The following is a 20,109-nucleotide window of genomic DNA, read 5'->3' as shown; positions in this document are numbered from 1 at the left end:
TCACGGACTTCCAACACGTTATGATTGCAATATTTGGCATACCCATCCAGGCCTTACTCGGACAATTGCTACTGGGCTTGGTAAACGGCTCATTCTATGCCGTGCTTTCATTAGGCCTGGCCGTTATATTTGGATTGCTTAACGTCATCAACTTTGCACATGGCGCCCTGTACATGCTGGGCGCTTTCGTTGCATGGATGGGCTTGCAATACCTCGGCCTGAACTATTGGCTGATGCTGCTCATCGCACCCCTGGTTGTAGGGCTGTTTGGCATTATCATCGAACGTACCCTCATACGTCACCTGTACAAGCTCGATCACCTCTATGGGCTACTGCTGACTTTCGGCATTACCTTGCTCATCGAAGGTCTATTCCGCAGCATGTACGGTGTATCGGGCCAACCCTATCCCACACCCGACCTGTTCAAGGGCGGCGTCAACCTGGGTTTCATGTATTTGCCCATATACCGAGGCTGGGTGGTCGTTGCTTCCATTCTCGTATGTCTGGCCACTTGGTTCGTCATCGAAAAAACCCGTCTGGGCGCCTTGCTCCGCGCCGGAACCGAAAACCCCAAGCTCGTCGAAGCCTTTGGTGTAAACGTGCCACTGGTCGTAACCCTGACCTACGGCTTTGGCGTTGCGCTGGCCGGCTTTGCCGGTGTACTGGCTGCACCCATCATGCAGGTATCTCCACTTATGGGGTCCAACCTGATCATCGTGGTGTTTGCCGTAGTGGTTATCGGCGGTATGGGGTCCATCATGGGGTCCATCGTCACAGGATTGGGACTGGGCATCATCGAGGGGCTCACCAAGGTGTTCTGGCCTGAAGCTTCCAACACCGTTGTCTTCATCATTATGGTTATTGTTCTGCTGCTTCGCCCTGCCGGCCTATTTGGGAAAGAAAAATGAATCGTCAATTAATAAGCTACATACTGGTTGCGATCATTATTGCCCTGCTGCCGGCAATAGGCGCCTATCCGATCTTTGTCATGAAGATCATGTGCTACGCGTTGTTCGCCTGCGCCTTCAACCTTCTGCTGGGCTTTACTGGCCTGCTCTCTTTCGGCCATGCTGCCTTCCTGGGCGGTGCCGCCTATGCCACTGGCCATGCACTGGCGGTGTGGGGCTTTCCTACTATTGTGGGCTTGTTGTTCGGCACGGGTGTGGCCGCCCTCATGGGGCTGGTCATGGGTGCGTTGGCCATACGGCGCAGCGGCATCTACTTTGCCATGATCACCCTGGCCATGGCGCAAATGGTTTTCTTTTTCTTTCTTCAGGCACCTTTCACACACGGTGAAGACGGCCTGCAGGGCATACCCCGTGGCACACTGTTCGGCCTGGACTTGTCCGAAGACATTAATCTGTACTACGTCGTCATGGGCATTTTCTTTCTGGGCTATGCAATCTGCTGGAGAACCATCAACTCACCCTTCGGTCAGGTACTGAAAGCCATCCGCGAAAACGAACCACGCACGATTTCGCTGGGCTATAACGTCGACAATTTCAAACTGCTGGTATTTGTGCTGTCGGCTGCCCTGGCTGGTCTGGCGGGTGCGACCAAGGCTTTGGTATTTGTTTCAGCAACCCTGTCCGATGCGACCTGGCAGATGTCGGGTATGGTGATCCTGATGACGCTGATAGGCGGCCTGGGCACGTTCACTGGTCCGGTATTGGGTGCGTTTATAGTGGTCATGCTTGAAAACAAAGTCGGTGAGTTCGGGCGATTCCTGAGCAACACTACCGGCATTGAGTGGTTCAAGATCTTGGGCGAATCCGTTACGATCGTCATTGGCCTGATCTTCATCATCTGCGTGATGGCTTTCCGGCGCGGTATCGTGGGCGAGCTGGTGCACAAGCTCAAGAAGAGCTGACTTACGGGCCTGTTCAAGCGTCAACCGCATAGAACAACGCCGCGAACACCCTGATGGATGTTCGCGGCGTTTTTGTATTTCATGATGGCACCAGCAGCTATCTTTACGAGTCGCTGCCAACGGCAGATATTCGATGGTGTGGAGCACTTTCCGCAACGGGAGGCCCCGCAGCTTGTCACCGAGACGATTCTGCGGTTCTGCCAATAAAGAAAATCGCCAACAGAGGCCGGCCAGGCGCCCTAAATCTGCTCGGCCACCTTCTGGGCATTCCCCAGCCCAAGATAGCTTTCAATCACTCGCGGATTGCCCGCCAGCTCTTTTGCCTTGCCCTCAAGCACGACCTCGCCCGTCTCGAGCACATAGCCATAATCGGCCACCTGCAAAGCCGCCCGGGCGTTTTGTTCGACGAGGAGAATAGCTACCCCGGTACTACGCAAACGCGCAATAATCTGGAAAATCTCACGCACAATACGCGGAGCCAGACCCAGGCTGGGCTCATCGAGCATCAGGAGCTGTGGCTGTGCCATCAAGGCCCGACCGACCGCCAGCATCTGGCGTTCGCCACCCGAAAGCGTACCGGCCTGCTGCTGCCTGCGCTCTCGCAAGCGTGGAAACAAATCGTAGACCTCATCCATCGTGGCCTTCCAGCCATGCTTGCCGGCGCGATACAAACGAAAGCCTCCCAGCAGCAGATTGTCTTCTACGCTCATGCTGCCGAACAGCTCGCGTCGCTCCGGCACCAGTGAGATTCCGTCGGAAACCCGCCGCTCCACCTGCCACGAGCCAATCTCGGAACCCAGATATTGCACCGAACCCGAACAACTGCCTGTGGAAGGCAAGGCACCCATGATCGAATTAAGCAACGTCGACTTGCCAGCACCATTGCCGCCAATGACCGTCACGATACTGCCCCGCGTGACCGCAATATTGGCGCCAGACACTGCGGTAACCTTGCCATAGCGTGCCGTCAGGTCGGTAACCTGCAAAATAGGATGCCTGGGTTTGCTCGTGCTCATGCGGCGCCCCCCGCTGTGGCGACTGGGCCTTCAGCAGGCTGTCTGGCACTTTCATCAAAATCGAAATCATCGTCTATGCCACCCAGATAGGCTTCCAGCACAGCCGGATGCTGTTGAATATCAGCCGGCATGCCTTCGGCAATTTTGGTGCCGAAATCCATTACCACCAAATGGTCGGTCAGATTCATGACGAAATCCATATCGTGTTCGACCAGCAGAATGCTCATGCCCTCTTGGCGCAACTGATCAAGCACCTGTGCAAGCTCTTGCTTTTCTTTGTAGCGCAAGCCGGCCGCAGGTTCGTCGAGCAGCAGCAAGATGGGGTCAGCGGCCAAGGCACGGGCAATTTCCAGTATGCGCTGTTGGCCCAGGGCCAGATTGCCAGCTTGCTCATATAAGTAATCGCCCAGCCCAACGCGCTCAAGTTGGGTAGCCGCTTCATGCAGAAGCTCTGCCTCGTCGCGCCGTTCGATATGCAAGGCAGCCGCAAACACCCCCACCTTACTGCGCAAATGGGCACCCAATGCCACATTTTCGAGCACCGTCATGGTCGGCAACAACTGAACATGTTGGAAAGTGCGGCCCACACCTAGTTTGGCAATCTCGCGGGCAGGCAGAGCGTCGAGCCGTTCATCAAGAAAGCGCACCTTGCCACGCGTTGCCGGCAGCACGCCGGTGATCAGATTGAACGTGGTGCTTTTACCAGCACCATTCGGGCCGATCAAACCCATGATTTCGCCCGCCTTCAGGGAAAAGCTGATATCGTTGACCGCCACCAGACCGCCGAACTCCTTGCGTATGGCGTCTACTTCAAGCACTAGTGAGCCTTTTTCGGGGCGCTTGCGCTGTGGGAGCGCAGGTGCCCGGGGCGGTGGTGCCATGCGCCGACGCTCGGCTTTGCCCGTCAGGACCGACCACCACGAGGCCAGAATTGGCCAGACACCGTCGCGGGCATATTGCAGGACCAGTATCATCAACATGCCAAAAACAATCAGTTCAAAATTGGCTGTGGTGTCGAGAATTTTGGGCAACACATTTTGCAGCTGGTCTTTGAGCGTAAGAATCAGGCCCGAACCCACCACAGCGCCCCATACACTGCCCGCGCCGCCCACTACAGCCATGAAAAGATATTCTATGCTGTAGTTCAAGCCGAAGGGGCTGGGGCTGACCGCACGCTGCATATGGGCATACAGCCATCCGGATACACTGGCCAACAATGCCGCATAAACAAAAGCAATAACTTTATAGGTGGCCATATTGATGCCGAACGATTCAGCCATGCCGCCACCGGATTTCAGGGCACGTATGGCCCGACCCGGCCGCGAGTCGAGCAAATTGCGCGTTGCCCACATGGACAGCAACACAAAGAGCCAGATCAAATAATAGATATGGCGTCCCTGGCCCAACGAAAAACCAAAAATGTCTATGGGGTCTATACCGGCAATGCCGTCATACTGACCCAGAAAGCCCAGGTTGCCAAACAAGTAATACAAGGACAAAGACCACGCTATGGTGCCCAGCGGCAAGTAATGGCCCGAAAGGCGTAGCGTAATCGCCCCCAATATGTAGGACACGACAAAGGTCAGCAACAAGCCAATGAACAATGTCAGCCAGGGCGACCAAGCTGCGTCTGTCGTCAGGACTGCAGTGGTATACGCACCGATACCCACAAAAGCAGCCTGACCAAACGAGGTAAGCCCACCTATTCCGGTAAGCAGGATCAGCCCCAGGACGACTAGGCTGGACAGACCTATGTAATTCAGGTGTGTAATCCAGAACTCAGGTGTGGCAGGCAGCAAAGGCAAGGCGGCCAGCAATAGAACGACGGCAATCAACAGGACACGATTCATGTGTTCACTCCTCGTCCTCGATGTGGTGCGAGCCAAACGAACGCCACAGCAACACGGGAATGATCAAGGTAAACACAATGACTTCTTTGTAAGCACTGGCCCAAAACGAAGAAAAGGCTTCGAGAATACCAACGAACAGGGCTCCGCCCGCAGCAATCGGATAGCTGACGAGCCCGCCAAAAATAGCGGCCACAAAGCCTTTGAGGCCGATCAGAAAGCCCGTGTCGTAATAAATAGTGGTAACAGGTGCGATCAGCATGCCTGACAAGGCACCGATCGCAGCGGCCAGGGTAAAGGTCAGGCTACCCGACATATTGGTACTGATGCCTACCAAGCGCGCACCGCGTCGATTCACCGCCGTGGCCCGCAGGGCTCGCCCATACAATGTTTTACCGAAGAATATCCACAAGCCCACAATCAGCAAAGCGCAAGTACCCAGCACAAAAAAGGTTTGTGCCGTCCAGCTGACTGAACCCAACTGGATTTCGCCCTCGATGAAAGGTGGAGTGCGCCACCCTTCTGCCCCGAAAAAAACCAGAGCCAGGCCGGTCAGGGCGAAATGCACCGCCACTGAAATAATCAGCAGCACCAGCACACTGGCCTCGGCCACAGGCTGATAAACCAGGCGATACAGCATGGGACCCAGAGGTATGACCAGCGCCAGTGAAAACAGGACGTTGATCCATAAAGAGGTGTCCTTGCTGATGACATAAGGAGCAAGAAAATACAAGGCCAGCGGCAGGAGCAGTGTCCAGGCGAAGGTCTTGGCCATGCCGTTCCAATTGCGATGACGTATAGCAGACAGGCACTCGAGGGCGAAGACCAAGCCGCCAATGATCAGCAACAAATTAACAGTGCCGGGCATGCGTCCGTTGACCATGAAGGCAAGGGTCAAGGCACCAAAGGCAACGAACTCACCCTGAGGTATGAAAATAACCCGTGTTACGACAAACACCAGCACCAGAGCCAGGCCCAGCAAGGCGTAAATGGCGCCGTTCATGACGCCATCTTGCAGCAATATCAGTACTATCGTTGAATCCATTCCGGACCAGCCATCACGTTGGGAAAAGAAACGCCTGGCGCTTCAATCCGAAATATCAACCTGGCTAATGCTTACCGCAGAGCCAGGTTGAAATCGAGCGGGTTTATGTTTACAGATCGGGTTGGTAGGTCCATTTGCCATCGACAACCTTGACGATGACGCGGGCACGCTCGTCGAAGCCGGCATGATCGGTAGGACTCATGTTGAAGACTCCCTGCGATGCAGGCAGATCTTTAATTTGTTCAATGGCATCGCGCAAAGCCTTGCGAAACTCGGCCGTACCCGGCTTGGCACCTGTTTTAAGAGCGGTGGGTATGGCTGTTGCGACCAGCAGGCCGGCATCCCACATATGTCCACCAAAGGTATTGATGGTGCCCTCGCCGTACTTGGCTTCGTATTTGGATTTGTATTCGAGTGCGCTTTTCTTGACGGGATTGCTATCGGGCAGCTGATCGGCAACCAACAGCGGTCCGGCAGGAAGAATCATGTCGTTGCAATCTTTACCGCAGACACGCAGTACATCGTTGTTGGCTGCGCCGTGAGTTTGATACATGATGCCCTTGTAGCCACGGCTTTTGAGCTCGCGCTGTGGTAAGGCCACAGGCGTTCCTGACCCTGCCACAAGAATGCCGTCGGGCTTGGCAGCGACCAGCTTGAGCGCCTGACCGGTAACACTGGTATCAGTGCGGCCGTAGCGCTCGACAGCAACCATTTTGATGCCTTTGGCTTTGGCAGCCTCGGTCATGACATTGAGCCAGCCTTCGCCATAGGCATCGCTATAGCCGATGAAACCTAGTGTCTTGATACCCTGCTTGGCCATGGCATCGGCCAGTGCGCCGGCCATAAGCTGGTCATTTTGCGGCGTTTTGTAAACCCATTGGCGTGCGCCTTCGACGGGTTCGACGATTTTGGCGTTGGCAGCCACACTGATCATGGGTGTTTTGGTTTCACCGGCCACGTCAACCATGGCCAAAGAGCCCGGTGTAACGGACGTACCAATGACTATATCGACGTTGTCGTCAGTAATCAGCTTGCGCATGTTCTTGACGGCCACTGTAGTGTCGGTACCGTCGTCGAGCACGATATATTCGATTTTCTGGCCAGCCACCTCGGTGGGCAGCAAGGACACCGTGTTGCGCTCGGGGATGCCCAGCGAAGCGGCTGGACCCGTACTGGCAACGGTAATGCCGACTTTGATCTGGGCCGAAGCCAGCATAGGCACGGCCAGTGCCACCGCAGCCGTCACCATCGAAAGCCTGATTGACTGATTGATTTTCATTGATTGTCTCCATGGTAGACACGGCAGCTATCGTCCGAAGTGGAAGCAGCCTTAAAGTTATACAGAATCCGGTCCATTTATCAAATAAGCGTATCACTTTAAACTGGCAAAAAACAAGAGGTGTTTTCCTGGGATGGTTTAAGGTTTAAGAATTTCATGGTGAGTGTCTTGTGGGGTTGATACATATAAGCCAACCGAGCAGGACACCTGGATTTTATTGACTTGTATCTGTATCAGACCAAGCAGGCAAGACACCAAGCATACGCCCGGGCATTATCGATAAAAACAGATACAAAGTCTTTTAGGGGATTCCCTGCATAGACAAGGCCCGCTAAAAATAAAATGAAAACAGTGCAACTTCTTGGCTTGGCGAAAGTCGATTAACATGGCAGGTAGCAAAATCAATGCTTCAAGGTAAGGATGTGAACAAAATCAGCAAAAGCGACGCGCAGTGGCGCGCCGAACTAAATCCCGACGAATACGCCGTGGCACGCCAAAAAGGCACCGAGCGCCCATTTACTGGCCGCTACTGGAACACCACCGAGCACGGCATCTACCGCTGCATAGGCTGCGGCACCGCCTTGTTTGCCTCAGACACCAAGTTTGATGCCGGCTGCGGATGGCCCAGCTATTTCGAGCCACTCAACCCAGACAACGTACGCGAAGAAACCGACACCACCCACGGCATGGTTCGCACAGAAGTCTTGTGCAATATTTGCGACTCTCACCTGGGCCACGTGTTCCCCGACGGTCCGCCCCCCACAGGCCTGCGCTACTGCATCAACTCTGTTTCGCTCAAGTTCGAGCCTGCCAAATGAAGAAATTCCTGTTCGATCTATTTCCGCTGATTCTGTTCTTTCTGGCATTCAAGTTTTCCGATATATTCACTGCGACAGCTGTGGCTATCGCCGCCGGCATAGGGCAGTTCATCTGGCTAAAGGCCACGGGCAAAGCCATTGAAGCCACACACTGGATCAACCTGTCGGTCATCGTGGTATTCGGCGGCGCAACGCTGCTGTTTCACAACGAGGCCTTCATCAAATGGAAGCCCACTGTGCTGTATTGGCTTTTTGCCTCCATTCTGGTCGGTGGCAAACTGTTTTTTGGGCGAAATCTCATGCATAAGCTCATGGGCACCAAAATCGATATGCCTCCCGCCGTCTGGGACAAGCTCAACTACAGCTGGGCGGTTTTCTTCTTCATATCAGGCGCCTTGAACCTCTATGTGGCATTTTCGGGCAACTTCACCGAATCACAGTGGGTCAACTTCAAGGTCTTTGGCCTGATGGCCCTGCTGCTGCTATTTGTGATCCTGCAATCACTGTGGCTGGGCAAGCATATGAAAGAAGATCCTTCCAAAGCGCTGCCGGAGCCAGCTGATTCCAAGGAGCATTCATAGTGTCCGCCGAACGCAAGCAGTTGCTTGAAGAACGGCTGCTGGCCTTGCAGCCCAGCCATCTTGATATTGTCGACGAATCTCATTTACATGTAGGACATGCAGGCAGCAAAGATGGCGCCAGCCACTTTCGCCTATACATCTGGACACCTCAATTCACAGGTCTTTCCACCCTTGCCAGGCACAGACTTGTGTATGATCGCGTCCAAGACCTGATGCCCTATCCCATTCATGCCTTGGCCATCGTAGCCAAAGAAAATTTTTGAAATCAAAAAGGAATTACATGAAACGACTCGCCGTACTGGCCGCAGCATGCGCCATTGCCCTTCCTGCTTACGCTCAAACCGTAGCCACCGTTAATGGCAAAGCCATCACTCAAGACAAGCTTGATCAGTTTGTTGCACTGCTCATAGAGCAAGGCGCCCAAGATACGCCCGAACTGCGTACACAGGTCAAGCAAGAGATGGTCAACCGTCTGGTCGCCGTCCAGGCTGCCGAAAAGGCCGGTATCGATAAACAAGCCGCCGTAAAACAAGAAATCGAACTGGCTCGCCAGGGCATACTGGTCAGGGCTCTGATGGCCGACCACTTGAAGAAAAATCCGGTTACCGATGCAAAGATCCAGGCCGAATACGACAAGATCAAGAAGCTTCAGGCCGGCAAGCAGGAATATAAAGTACGTCATATTCTGGTCAAGGACCAGAAAGCAGCTGAAGACCTGACGGCAGCAATCAAAGCCAAGAAGGTTACTTTTGAAGCGGCAGCCAAGAAAGACTCGATCGATCCGGGCAGTGGTAAAAACGGTGGCGATCTGGGCTGGGCACCCTCTACCAACTATGTGCCTGAGTTTGCCGAGGCGGTCGAGAAGCTGAAGAAAGGCCAAATGACCGACAAGCCGGTGAAAAGTCAGTTTGGCTGGCACATTATTCAGGTTGACGACACCCGCGACGTCAAATTCCCCGAACTGGCCGAGGTCAAGCCGCAAATCGAAGAAATGCTGCGTCAGCAGCAATTGGCCGAGTTCCAGGACAGTCTGATGAAGGGCGCTGACATTAAGTAACTTGGTCAGCCAATGAAGAACGGGCAGCTGTATTGACTACAGCTGCCCTTTTTCTATACGGGATAGCCATCGCTGAAGGGGTATCAGCAGGCCCGTCCCGCGGTCAGGCTGCCTTGTGCTGCCCGACTTCCCGCATCAGCGACGGCCGGTACAGCCCACAAGAAGGTACAAAGGGGTGACGCTCGTCGGCATGACAACGGGCTAGGAAATCCCCAGCAACGCCTTCAATCCATCTTCATCGAGCACGGGCACACCCAGTTCAGCTGCTTTGGTCAGCTTGCTGCCAGCCTCTTCGCCGGCCACCACATAGGCAGTTTTCTTGGAGACCGAACCACTGACCTTGCCACCGGCGGCAAGAATACGCCGTGTCGCCTCGTCGCGTGTCCAGGTGGGCATGGTACCGGTCAATACCAGCGTCTTGCCCGCCAGGCGTAAATCGGATCCGGACGGCTGCCTGGGCGCCGAAGCATGCACTCCTGCTACGGCCAATTGGGCAATCACTTCAAGGTTATGTGGCTCGGCAAAGAAATGTTGTATCGATGCAGCCACTACCTGGCCTACATCGTGCACCTGAAGCAAGGCGTCTTCATTGGCCGCCATGACGGCATCCATGGAGCCAAAGTGCCGCGCCAGGTCGCGCGCGGTGGCTTCCCCTACATGGCGTATGCCCAGCGCATACAGCAGGCGCTCCAGCGACGGCGTACGTGCCTTATCGAGCGCCGCCACCAGGTTGTCGGCCGACTTGCGGCCCATGCGCTCGTATTCGGCAAGCTCATCGCTGGTAAGGGTGAACAGATCAGCCAGCGACTTCACCCGGCCACTGTCCACCAGCTGGTCGATCAGTTTCTCGCCCAACCCATCTATATCGAGGGCCTTGCGACCCGCAGCGTGGCTCAGACTTTGCTTGCGTTGGGCGGCACAAAACAGACCGCCTGTGCAGCGCGATACGGCCTCGTCTTCGGGACGTTCTATGGCCGAACCACACACAGGACATTGCCGTGGCATGATAAACAGGGCTGTATCAGGTGGGCGCAAATCCAGCACCGGGGCCAGCACCTCTGGAATGACGTCGCCCGCCCTGCGCACGACCACGGTATCGCCCACCCGGACATCCTTGCGGCGTATCTCATCTTCGTTATGCAGCGTGGCATTGGTGACCGTCACCCCGCCCACGAATACTGGCTCAAGACGAGCTACCGGCGTGATGGCGCCGGTACGCCCTACCTGCACTTCTATACCCAATAGCCTTGTGGTTTCTTCCTGCGCAGGAAACTTGTGCGCAATGGCAAAGCGCGGCGCACGCGCCACATAGCCAAGTACTTCTTGCGCCTCCAGCGAGTCGACTTTGTAGACCACGCCATCAATGTCAAAAGGCAAGGCCGTACGTGTACTGCCAATGTGCTCGTAGAAATCCAGCAAACCTTGTGCGCCATAGACCAGTTTGCGCGAACCATTTACCGGCATGCCCAGGGTCTGCAGCCAATCCAGCATTTGCGCGTGGGTCTTGCAGGGCATGTCAGCGCTGCCCGATTCCTGGCCAAACAATTCGGTTTGTCCATTATGGACGATACGTATCTCGCCCCAGCCATAGGCGTAAAAGCGCAGCGGCCTTTTGGCGGTAATGCGCGGGTCCAGTTGGCGCAGGCTACCCGCTGCTGCATTGCGCGGATTGACGAACACCTTTTCTCCGCGCGCCTGCTGAGCTTGGTTCAGTTTTTCGAAGTCCTGCCGGTTCATCAGCACTTCGCCACGAACCTCCAACACCGGGGGATAATCACCCTTGAGCTTGAGCGGCACTGAACGCAGCGTACGGATGTTGCTGGTGATGTTCTCGCCTACCTGGCCGTCGCCGCGCGTGGCCGCACGCACAAGACGGCCATCTTCGTAACGCAGGCTGACTGCCAGGCCATCGAACTTGAGTTCGGCCACATACGGCACCTGTTCTTCTGCGCTTGCCATGCCGGCACCATGCAAGGTGTCGAATACGCGTTTGCTGAAAGCATGAACGTCCTCGGCATCGAAAGCATTGCCCAATGAGCGCATCGGTACGGCATGCCTGACACTATCGAAAGCAGACAGGGGCTCCGCACCCACGCGTTGGGTGGGTGATTCAGATGTGATCAACGCTGGGTGTGCTTGCTCGAGCTCGATCAGCTCGTTCATCAGCTTGTCGTAGGCGGCGTCGGACACCAATGGTGCGTCCAGAACGTAATAGCGATAATTGTGATCGTTGATCTCGGCGCGCAAGGCCTCGGCCCGCAGCGAAGGCGCCGTCAAACCAGCCGATTCTTGTGTCACGAAAAGACCCGTACCGTACGCTCTGTACCCGCCTCGAAACCTGCTTGCCCCAAGCGGCCGTATAGTTCGAGCAGTTGCTCATCGATGGCCTGGTCGGCGGTGTCGGACACCATGTGGCCCTGATCATCCAGAAGCTCGGCTTTCAGTCGTCGTGACAGATCACGCCCTACGCTGGCCATGCGGCTGAAGGCCTGCTCGTCAGCAGGGCTATTGGGCAGATCCAGTACCAGGTCAACCCGGCTGACCCCCGATGACTGAGCATCAAGCGCAGGAACACCATCGAGCATGGCGGTAAATCGGGACAAACCAGTATCTGACATCCAGGCCAACTGGCGACCATAGGGTAAAAATCCAACCTCTTTCAGGACACTGGAAATTTCCGCAACGGTCAGCACGTCATGCAAGCGCAAAATGAGACCGACCTGGGCGTCAAGAGCGGCACACAATTGATCGAGTTCGACAGCACGAGCCAATACCTGATTTTGTTCCGGAGCCTCAATGGCACCGTCGAAGCGCTCGGCCAAGCCTTGGGCTGCCGTCCATAACTGCGACCATTCAATATCGGTCAGCGGTCCGCTACGATTGGCCAGCAGTACGGCCAGTTGCATGGACACATAAGCTTCGTTAGGACGTAAACGGGCACGGTGGCCGCCGCCCTCGCGTTCGGCGAAGATGCGGATTTGCTTGCTACCCGGTTTGACCAGAGCCTGTATGGCAGTATGCAAGGAAGCGCTCGGTACAGCTTGCGCAAAGGCAATATCAATCACGACTTCGGTTGTAGGATCGACTTCGGAAGCATCGTCGCCTTCTTGCTCTACTTCGGGTTCGCGCACTCCCAAACCAGGCTCTCGGCGACCCGGCGCGGTTTGGCCGCCCCCCATCAGCGGATCGTGCTCGCGCTCAGGAAAGTGTTCCTGCATTTTCTGCCGTATCTGCCTGTCTTGCCACCAATTGAAGATCAGCACGACCAGGATCAGGACGATGCCCAGAATAATCAAACCGATTTGCAAGTCGCTCATTGTCAGCCCCGCCGTATCATCAAACATTTACTGTTGTTCATCTTAGGCCTCGGCCAATTGTAGGGCGGAGTCGATATCGACCGCGACAATGCGCGATACACCCTGCTCCTGCATGGTAACGCCCACCAACTGTTTTGCCATCTGCATGGCAATTTTATTATGGGATATGAACAGAAACTGCGTTTGTTCGCTCATGCTGCCCACCAGGTTCGCATAGCGCTCGGTATTGGCGTCGTCCAGCGGTGCATCGACCTCGTCCAGCAGACAAAATGGGGCGGGGTTCAGCTTGAACAATGCAAACACCAAAGCGGTGGCTGTCAATGCTTTTTCACCACCTGACAGCAGATGGATGGTGCTGTTGCGCTTGCCTGGCGGTTGTGCCATGACCTGGACGCCAGCATCGAGGATTTCATCACCGATTATTGTCAGCCTGGCTTCTCCGCCACCAAAAAGACGTGGAAACAGGTCTCCAAAATGGCCGTTGACCGTATCAAAGGTGTCTTGCAGCAAAGCACGCGTTTCACGATCGATCTTGCGTATGGCGTCTTCCAGGGTTTCGATGGCCAAGGTCAGGTCCTGGTGCTGCGAATCCAGGAAGCCTTTGCGCTCACGGGCAGTATTCAATTCATCAAGTGCTGCCAGATTTACGGAGCCCAGGCCTTCTATTGTGCGCGAAATCCGCTGCACCTCGGATTGCAGCCAATTGGCGCGACGCCATTCTTCAGATTGCTCCGCCAGAAATTGACGCAACTGATCGCGATCGACCTGGTGCCCGTCCAGTTGCTCGGCAAACTGCTCAATGGCCAGGCGCGCTGCTTGTTCCTGCAATTGCAACTCCATGATGCGAGCCCTGCGCGGCTCCAGCGAGCGCTCCATGGAAACACGCTCTTCATCGGCAGTGCGCAGCGTGGCAGCCAGATTATCAAGCTCTATGCGGGTAAGATTGAGCGCTTCCTCGCGCTCGGCACGCAGGGCCAATGCATCTTGCAAGCCCGCCTGCGATGCCGAGGCATCCAGTTCGAAAAGTTCGCCCTGCAGACCTTCAAGTTCATCTTGTGCGCGCTGCGCCTGATCGCCCGCCAATTGAAGGTTGCGTTTCAGGTCTGCGAGCCGGGTCTGCAGGGCACGCTCGGCATACTCGGATTCGTGCACGCTACGCTCGAGGTCGCGCAATCGTTGCCTGGCCTGCTCGGCCTGCTCCTGCAAGCCTTCGCCCGATATTTCCGCATCAGAAAACCGCATTTGATGCTCGCCGAGCTGAATATCCAGCGCTTCAAAGCGGGCCTCGGCCTCTTCTTTGGTGGCCATGAGCTCTTCTGTGTGCAGCTTGATCTCTGCCAGATCTTCGTGGATACGACCAGCCCGTTCATCGGATTGCTCGGCCTGCTGTTTGAGCTTGGAGTATTCAAGCTGTACATCATGCAGACGGCGTGTCAGCTCAGCCACGCGCTGGCGCGCCGGCACCAGCGATGATGCAACTTGCTGCCAGGCGTTTTCGGCACGCGCGACTGCGCCTACGGCTTCATCGGCGATCAATTGCCGTGCTTTGAGATCGCGTTGCAGATTTTCGATTTCCTGCTGGCGTGCCAGCAGGCCCTCTTGTTCGGAGTCGGCAGCATAAAAGCGAATGCTGTGCCGATCGATCAAATGCCCTTCCTGAACGACATACAGACCGCCGGCAGGCAGGTCGGCACGCAGGGCCAGGGCTTTTTCAACATCGGCACACACATACACCTGAGCCAGCCAGTCGTTCAGCAAACTGCGCAGATCTGGATCACTGATGCGCAACAGCTCGGCCAGAGGCTGCATGCCCTGAGGTACAGCCGGCGCAGGCGCTGGAGCCGGCAACTGGTAAAAAGCCAGCCTGGCGGGTGGCGCATCACCGGCAAAGGCTCGGGCGTGCTCGAGCTGGCGCAGCTCCAGGCCAGCCATGCGCTCACGCAACACCGACTCCAGTGCGGTTTCCCATCCTGACTCTATATGCAGCTTTTGCCACAACCGGCCCAGGCTGTTCAATTCGTGATGCGCCAGCCAGGGCTCGAGCGCGCCCTGCTTCTGCACATCGTCCTGCAACTTGCTTAATGCGCCCAGCCGGGCATCCAGGCGCGATACAGCCTGAGATTCTTCCTGTGCGTGGGCCTGCGCCTGACGGCGCTGCTCATCCAGTCCGGGCAAACGGTCTTCCTGCTCCAGCAGTTGCGCCTGCGCTTCTTCAAGCTGCTCTTCGATGGCGGCGCTATCGCCCGCCAGACGCTCGACACTGGCCGGGTCGGGAGCATTCAAGCCGCGTAGTTCCTGGTTGAGCCGTTCCTGGCGTTGTTCCAGCACCTGCAGCTGCCGGTCGGAATCACGCTGGGATTGTGCCACCAGGGCGAGTTCTTGCTCGACCTTGGCCAATACGCCACGCATTTCGTCCCGGGAAAGTGCCGCCGCACGCACCTTGTTTTCTATATCGGGCAAAAGCCCCTGAGCTTCATCGGCTTGTGCCCGCAACTCTTCGGTGCGCGCAGCTGCAATTTCCTGGTCGGCTTCAGACTGGGCGATCTGTTCGGTGCAATGGGTTTGTTGATCGGCCCATTCCTGCATTTGCTGCTGCAATTGCCCGCGCCTCGACTGCACACGATTGCGCGCATCCACCACATGACGAATCTCGGCCTCGAGACGGCTGACCTGCGCACCTGCCTCAAAGAGCAGGCCTTGGGCCGCATGCACTGCATCTCCTGCCGCGTAGTGTGCCTGCCTGCGCGACTCAAGCTCGGCCTCTCCGGCACGCAGGCTGGCAGTGGCCGCTTCAAGCTCGGTCTGTGCCTGTTCAATCGCCAAGAACTTGCTTTTCTGGTCTTCCCTGGCCTTGTCTTCTTTCAGAAGCCACAGTGCATGCTGCTTTTGCTCGCCATCCTCTTGCAGGGCCCGATATTGCGAGGCAACCTCAGCCTGTATTTCCAATTTTTCGAGCTGGCTGCCCAGCTCGCGCAGAATGTCTTCGACCCGAATCAGATTTTCGCGTGTATCGCCCAGACGATTTTCGGTTTCGCGGCGCCGCTCTTTGTAGCGCGATACGCCCGCAGCCTCTTCAAGAAACACCCGCAGCTCTTCTGGCCGCGCTTCGATCAGGCGGTTGATCATGCCCTGACCGATAATGGCATAGCCCCGTGCGCCCAGGCCTGTACCGAGGAAAATATCGTGGATATCGCGCCGGCGCACTTGCTGATTGTTGATCAGATAGCTGCTAGTGCCGTCACGGGTCAGTACCCTCCGGACGGCAATCTCGGAATAAGTACTCCATTGTCCGGTCGCCCTGCCCTCAGAGTTATCAAAAACCAGCTCCACCGACGCTCGCGCAGCCGGCTTACGTTGACCCGAGCCATTGAAGATGACGTCCTGCATGGACTCGCCGCGCAGTTCGGACGCCTTGCTTTCCCCCAGCACCCAGCGGACCGCGTCGATGATGTTGGATTTGCCGCAGCCATTGGGACCTACTACCCCAACCAATTGACTGGGCGTAGGAATGACTGTCGGCTCGACAAAGGATTTGAAACCGGCTAGTTTTATCTGGGTCAGGCGCACAATAAGCGAACAATAAAAAATGAGTCGGAAAACCCCGCCATTTCAGACAAAGAGGCTACTGAAGCATGAAACAGGCAGCCCTTTATTCTGGCTTGCAATCGGCTCGTATGATAACGCACACCGCAGTGCATTCCCGGTCTTGAAACCAAACTGCGCTATTATTTTCGATTTGGCGAACCAGCAACCGCTATACTCGCTAACATTTTCTTGCCATTGAAAGCAAGCGCAATACCCTTTCCATTACTTGCCGGGATTTCCATTGAAAAAAGGCTTTTATCTGGTCATGATAGCCCAGGCGCTTTCGTCTGTGGCCGACAATGCGTTGCTGATTGCCGCGATTGCCCTGATTGCCGATCTGAGCGGGCCAGACTGGATGGCCCCCATGATGAAATGGTGGTTCGCCCTGGCATACGTCATTCTTGCCGCTTTTGTCGGAGCCTTTGCAGACTCCTTTCCCAAGGGCAGGGTCATGTTCATCACCAACGCCATCAAGGTGTGCGGTTGCCTTTTGATGTTCAGCTATCAAAGCTTTGGTCCCAGCAATACCGATCAGCTTCTGCTGGTTTTCTGCGCCTATACTCTGGTGGGTATCGGCGCCGCTGCTTACTCACCGGCCAAGTACGGCATCGTCACCGAAATGCTGCCGCCAGAACTGCTGGTCAAGGGCAATAGCTGGATAGAAGGCCTGACCGTGCTGTCTATTATTGTGGGCACCGTAGTAGGCGGCATACTGATTCACCCAACCGTATCGCAAGCACTGCAGTCTCATGCATGGATACACCACCTGGCGCAGACACGCACTGAAGCCGCCATTCTGGTCATTGCCATCGTATATTTCCTGGCGGCGGCCACCAACCTGCTCATACCGCTCACTCACGTACGCTACCCTCGCCAGCAAACCCATCCGTTGAAACTGATCCGCGAATTCAGGGGATATATCCGCATTCTGTGGCACGACAAGCTGGGGCAAATATCGCTGGCAGTTACCACTCTGTTCTGGGGCGCTGGCGCCACCCTGCAGTTTATCGTTATTGAATGGGGGGCCAAGCATCTGGGCTACCGCCTGGACCAGGCCTCAATCCTGATGGGCGTTGCTGCCGTAGGCACTGTGGCGGGTTCCATTCTGGCCGGTCGCGTCCCGCTGAAGCGGGCGCTTTCTGTGCTGCCTGTAGGTGTCATCATGGGTTTTACCGTCATGCTCATGCCTATCGTGCACGATACCTGGGCAGTCTACAGCGTGCTGCTGCTCGTAGGCGGCTTATCGGGGTTTTTTGTGGTGCCCATGAATGCCTTGCTGCAGCATCGCGGCCATGTGCTGTTGTCAGCCGGACACTCGATTGCCGTGCAAAATTTCAACGAACAACTGAACATTCTGCTGATGCTGGCCTTGTACAGTCTCATGCTCTGGCTGGACCTGCCCATCAATGCCATCATTATCCTATTCGGCCTGATGGTATCGGGGCTGATGCTGGTGTTCATTCATTGGAATCGGCTGAACCATCGTGCCAACCCGGGTCTGAAGAACACCATAGGGCAGCACGGCCACGGGCAGGCGCTACGTCATTGAGTGCTGGCACCTTGCTGCGTCAGCATGCCTCGCGCCAGATTCAAATCGCGCCAGGCATCGGGCTTATGTTGGGGGCGTAGTAGCAACGCCGTCGGATGATAAGTAACGACCACCGGAATATCCTGGCCGGCTTCGCTGCGCACAGAATGTACCTTCCCGCGCAAGGCCTCCAGATCATCCTGCAAACCCAGCAAAGCCTGCGCCGCAAGACTGCCCAGCGCAAGAATTCTATGCGGTTTCAGCAACGCAATCTGACGCTGTAAATAAGGCATGCATGCCAAGATTTCTTCTTGAGTGGGCGGGCGGTTGCCCAAGGGGCGGCACTTGATCACGTTGGTGAAAAAAACCGGTGTCTGTTCGGTGACCTGTATAGAGGCCAGCATGGCTTGCAAGAGCTGACCGGCCTTGCCTTGAAAAGGCAGACCCGTGCGGTCATCGACGCTGCCCGGCGCCTCGCCCACAACTAGCCATTCGGGCGCGTGCTCGGCCCCCGAGCCAGAAACCGCATGGCTGCGCCCCATGTGTAGCCCGCATGCACGGCATTCGTCGATATGGGAAATCAATGCTTGCCAGGTTTCAGGCACAGGCGCACGCGGCGCATCAGGCAACTGAGCTGCAGGCTTCCCGGCTTTGGGCTGCGGCGGTGTACGAAGCAGCTCTCGGGTCGCTTGCAGACCACCGCCTGCTGGCTTCTGCTGCAAGGGTTGCAACGACGGCTGCAGCGATTGCGGTTGTTCGGTGGGTTCTTGAGGTGCGCGCTTCGCCACCGGCGCAGCAGTTGGCGTGACATACTGTGCCAGCATGCGTCTGTCCAGCCCGATTTCTTGCAGCCAGGCTTGCTGCAGGCGATTCAGGCGCGGCGCCTGGGCGCGTATGTTTTGCATCACACCAACCTTTTCGTCATGACGCAGGCATCTTCACGCTTGCCATGCTCGGCCGGGTAGTAATCTTTGCGCGTCGCCAGCAACTCAAACCCACGGTGCCGATAGAAACGCAGTGCCTTCTCGTTGGATGGCCTGACCTCGAGCACGATGGTACCCAAACCACGTCGCAGGGCTTCTTGTTCGCAGCGGCGCAGCAGTTGCGTGCCTACGCCCGCGCTCTGGCAAGCAGGCGACACCGCAATTACCAGCAAATGCGCCACATCGGGCGCCAACATTGTCATGCAAAAACCCACGACCTTGCCCGACTGCATGGCCACCCATGCATCATAGCCCGTCTGCAGCCCATCGGCGAAATTACCGCGCGTCCAGGGAAAGGCCTGCACCGAGGCTTCGATATCGGTAACTGCATCGAGATGGGCTGCTTGCATGCGCTCTAGAACGATGAAGCCCTCTGGCGCCCTGGGGTTGCCGCCCGCCCCAAGCTCGCGCTCCATGGTGGTATAGGCAACCTTGTCGCGGACATACAGAGGAGCCGCCAACTCGGGAGCAATGCCGCCCCCCTCTTGCCATACCTGCAGGGCCAGCCTGGCCACGCTTGAGGCATCGGAACGCAGGGGAGCGCCGACTTTCAGCCAGTCTCGCCCGCTGGCGATATCGGCCAAGGCGGGACAAGCCTGAATGGCGTCCCCAAGCAGGCGCGCACCCGGGCTGTGGGCCAGCCCCCAGGCCTGGGCGGCAAAATCCAGCCAGTTGCCCAACTGGGCAGCGTCAAGCAGAATCGGAGCCTGGACTTCTTGCCATGCAGCTCGCCCCGAATCCAGACCAGCCTGATAGGCGGCCAAGTATATTTCGCCCATGCGTGCGTCCTGCACTACGATCTGCAAAGGCGCCGACCCTGACAACGCAATATGCTCGCGTGCGGCAGCCGCCTGCAGGGACGGCACGGGGATAACCGGGATGTCCAGGGCAAAAGCCATGCCCTGCGCCACGCCGCAAGCCACGCGCAGCCCCGTAAAGCCGCCCGGCCCCTGCCCGAACGCCACAGCCGACAGGCGGTTGGGGGTGATACCAGCCAGTTCAAGCAGCTCATCGACCATGGGTAGCATGCGTTCAGCGTGTTCGGACACGGCATCGTGTTCCAGCAGCTTCAGGTCGATTGCCCCATCATCCCCCCGGGACAGCAGCGCAACGCCACACAGGCTGGATGAGGTTTCCAAGGCAAGAAGGTGTAAAGTCATAGGCCGTCATTTTAGACGCAAGA

16 protein-coding genes are annotated in these 20,109 nt (G+C 56.5%); 7 read left to right on the top strand and 9 right to left on the bottom strand.

Going from position 1 to position 20,109, the window contains the following annotated elements; translation table 11 throughout:
* The first annotated feature begins 20 nt into the window (after positions 1-20).
* Both ERD84_RS07885 and ERD84_RS07880 read left to right on the top strand, forming a co-directional pair.
* The gene (locus ERD84_RS07885; RefSeq protein ID WP_130039089.1) at positions 21-908 is read left to right on the top strand and encodes a branched-chain amino acid ABC transporter permease; all 888 of its coding nucleotides are present in this window, start codon (positions 21-23) and stop codon (positions 906-908) included.
* Complete coding sequence (locus tag ERD84_RS07880; protein WP_130039088.1) at positions 905-1,870, top strand: branched-chain amino acid ABC transporter permease; 966 nt, start codon at positions 905-907, stop codon at positions 1,868-1,870. Before ERD84_RS07885 ends, ERD84_RS07880 begins: the two co-directional genes overlap by 4 nt.
* 239 nt (positions 1,871-2,109) lie before the next feature.
* Here the strand turns inward: ERD84_RS07880 and ERD84_RS07875 are convergent, their stop codons facing one another.
* The 4 genes from ERD84_RS07875 to ERD84_RS07860 form a co-directional block, all read right to left on the bottom strand.
* The gene (locus ERD84_RS07875; RefSeq protein WP_130039087.1) at positions 2,110-2,886 is read right to left on the bottom strand and encodes an ABC transporter ATP-binding protein; all 777 of its coding nucleotides are present in this window, start codon (positions 2,884-2,886) and stop codon (positions 2,110-2,112) included.
* Positions 2,883-4,736, bottom strand: coding sequence for a branched-chain amino acid ABC transporter ATP-binding protein/permease (locus tag ERD84_RS07870; protein WP_130039086.1), 1,854 nt, complete (start codon positions 4,734-4,736; stop codon positions 2,883-2,885). The genes ERD84_RS07875 and ERD84_RS07870 overlap by 4 nt, the downstream gene beginning before the upstream one ends.
* Before the next feature lie 4 nt (positions 4,737-4,740).
* A complete protein-coding gene (locus ERD84_RS07865) occupies positions 4,741-5,778 on the bottom strand; it encodes a branched-chain amino acid ABC transporter permease (protein ID WP_130039085.1) in 1,038 nt (345 codons plus the stop codon).
* Between the two features lie 109 nt (positions 5,779-5,887).
* Positions 5,888-7,057 carry an ABC transporter substrate-binding protein gene (locus ERD84_RS07860; protein WP_130039084.1) on the bottom strand — a complete coding sequence of 390 codons (1,170 nt, stop codon included), beginning with the start codon at positions 7,055-7,057 and terminating at the stop codon, positions 5,888-5,890.
* Positions 7,058-7,479: 422 nt separating this feature from the next.
* On the opposite strand from ERD84_RS07860, the gene msrB reads away from it, so the two are divergent.
* Genes msrB through ERD84_RS07840 form a run of 4 tightly spaced genes read left to right on the top strand, consistent with a single transcriptional unit; the run spans position 7,480 to position 9,513 of the window.
* The gene (gene msrB, locus ERD84_RS07855; protein ID WP_130039992.1) at positions 7,480-7,875 is read left to right on the top strand and encodes a peptide-methionine (R)-S-oxide reductase MsrB; all 396 of its coding nucleotides are present in this window, start codon (positions 7,480-7,482) and stop codon (positions 7,873-7,875) included.
* Complete coding sequence (locus tag ERD84_RS07850) at positions 7,872-8,456, top strand: septation protein A (RefSeq protein WP_130039083.1); 585 nt, start codon at positions 7,872-7,874, stop codon at positions 8,454-8,456. The genes msrB and ERD84_RS07850 overlap by 4 nt, the downstream gene beginning before the upstream one ends.
* A complete protein-coding gene (locus tag ERD84_RS07845) occupies positions 8,456-8,719 on the top strand; it encodes a BolA family protein (RefSeq protein WP_130039082.1) in 264 nt (87 codons plus the stop codon). The genes ERD84_RS07850 and ERD84_RS07845 overlap by 1 nt, the downstream gene beginning before the upstream one ends.
* 17 nt (positions 8,720-8,736) lie before the next feature.
* A complete protein-coding gene (locus ERD84_RS07840) occupies positions 8,737-9,513 on the top strand; it encodes a peptidylprolyl isomerase (RefSeq protein WP_130039081.1) in 777 nt (258 codons plus the stop codon).
* Positions 9,514-9,714: 201 nt separating this feature from the next.
* Here the strand turns inward: ERD84_RS07840 and ligA are convergent, their stop codons facing one another.
* Genes ligA through smc form a run of 3 tightly spaced genes read right to left on the bottom strand, consistent with a single transcriptional unit; the run spans position 9,715 to position 16,397 of the window.
* Positions 9,715-11,811, bottom strand: coding sequence for an NAD-dependent DNA ligase LigA (gene ligA / locus ERD84_RS07835; protein WP_245150645.1), 2,097 nt, complete (start codon positions 11,809-11,811; stop codon positions 9,715-9,717).
* Positions 11,808-12,830 (bottom strand): cell division protein ZipA C-terminal FtsZ-binding domain-containing protein, encoded by a 1,023-nt coding sequence (locus ERD84_RS07830; RefSeq protein WP_130039080.1) that lies wholly within the window; start codon positions 12,828-12,830, stop codon positions 11,808-11,810. Before ERD84_RS07830 ends, ligA begins: the two co-directional genes overlap by 4 nt.
* A 42-nt stretch (positions 12,831-12,872) precedes the next feature.
* A complete protein-coding gene (gene smc / locus ERD84_RS07825) occupies positions 12,873-16,397 on the bottom strand; it encodes a chromosome segregation protein SMC (protein WP_130039079.1) in 3,525 nt (1,174 codons plus the stop codon).
* 259 nt (positions 16,398-16,656) lie between these two features.
* Here smc and lplT point away from each other — a divergent pair, with 259 nt between their 5' ends.
* Positions 16,657-17,964, top strand: coding sequence for a lysophospholipid transporter LplT (lplT, locus tag ERD84_RS07820; protein ID WP_130039078.1), 1,308 nt, complete (start codon positions 16,657-16,659; stop codon positions 17,962-17,964).
* On the opposite strand, the gene ERD84_RS07815 is transcribed toward lplT, so the two are convergent.
* Together ERD84_RS07815 and tsaB are read right to left on the bottom strand one after the other, a co-directional pair.
* A complete protein-coding gene (locus ERD84_RS07815; protein WP_130039077.1) occupies positions 17,958-18,848 on the bottom strand; it encodes a uracil-DNA glycosylase in 891 nt (296 codons plus the stop codon). The genes lplT and ERD84_RS07815 overlap by 7 nt on opposite strands.
* Entirely contained in the window at positions 18,848-20,086 is a 1,239-nt protein-coding gene (tsaB, locus tag ERD84_RS07810; RefSeq protein WP_130039076.1) for a tRNA (adenosine(37)-N6)-threonylcarbamoyltransferase complex dimerization subunit type 1 TsaB, read from the bottom strand. The genes ERD84_RS07815 and tsaB overlap by 1 nt, the downstream gene beginning before the upstream one ends.
* Positions 20,087-20,109 lie beyond the last annotated feature (23 nt).

Origin of the sequence: Pollutimonas harenae (assembly GCF_004153685.1) — a bacterium.
Taxonomy (GTDB): Bacteria; Pseudomonadota; Gammaproteobacteria; order Burkholderiales; family Burkholderiaceae_B; genus Pusillimonas_C; species Pusillimonas_C harenae.
The sequence above is the reverse complement of the archived record's forward strand: the minus strand, read 5'-3'. Positions and strand labels throughout refer to the sequence as shown.

Excerpts from the sequence above, each read along its gene's own strand:
- ERD84_RS07885 (WP_130039089.1), top strand. The coding sequence starts at position 21 with ATGATTGCAATATTTGGCATACCCATCCAGGCCTTACTCGGACAATTG.
- ERD84_RS07880 (WP_130039088.1), top strand. The coding sequence starts at position 905 with ATGAATCGTCAATTAATAAGCTACATACTGGTTGCGATCATTATTGCC.
- ERD84_RS07875 (WP_130039087.1), bottom strand. The coding sequence starts at position 2,886 with ATGAGCACGAGCAAACCCAGGCATCCTATTTTGCAGGTTACCGACCTG.
- ERD84_RS07870 (WP_130039086.1), bottom strand. The coding sequence starts at position 4,736 with ATGAATCGTGTCCTGTTGATTGCCGTCGTTCTATTGCTGGCCGCCTTG.
- ERD84_RS07865 (WP_130039085.1), bottom strand. The coding sequence starts at position 5,778 with ATGGATTCAACGATAGTACTGATATTGCTGCAAGATGGCGTCATGAAC.
- ERD84_RS07860 (WP_130039084.1), bottom strand. The coding sequence starts at position 7,057 with ATGAAAATCAATCAGTCAATCAGGCTTTCGATGGTGACGGCTGCGGTG.
- ERD84_RS07850 (WP_130039083.1), top strand. The coding sequence starts at position 7,872 with ATGAAGAAATTCCTGTTCGATCTATTTCCGCTGATTCTGTTCTTTCTG.
- ERD84_RS07840 (WP_130039081.1), top strand. The coding sequence starts at position 8,737 with ATGAAACGACTCGCCGTACTGGCCGCAGCATGCGCCATTGCCCTTCCT.
- ERD84_RS07830 (WP_130039080.1), bottom strand. The coding sequence starts at position 12,830 with ATGAGCGACTTGCAAATCGGTTTGATTATTCTGGGCATCGTCCTGATC.
- ERD84_RS07815 (WP_130039077.1), bottom strand. The coding sequence starts at position 18,848 with ATGCAAAACATACGCGCCCAGGCGCCGCGCCTGAATCGCCTGCAGCAA.
- tsaB (WP_130039076.1), bottom strand. The coding sequence starts at position 20,086 with ATGACTTTACACCTTCTTGCCTTGGAAACCTCATCCAGCCTGTGTGGC.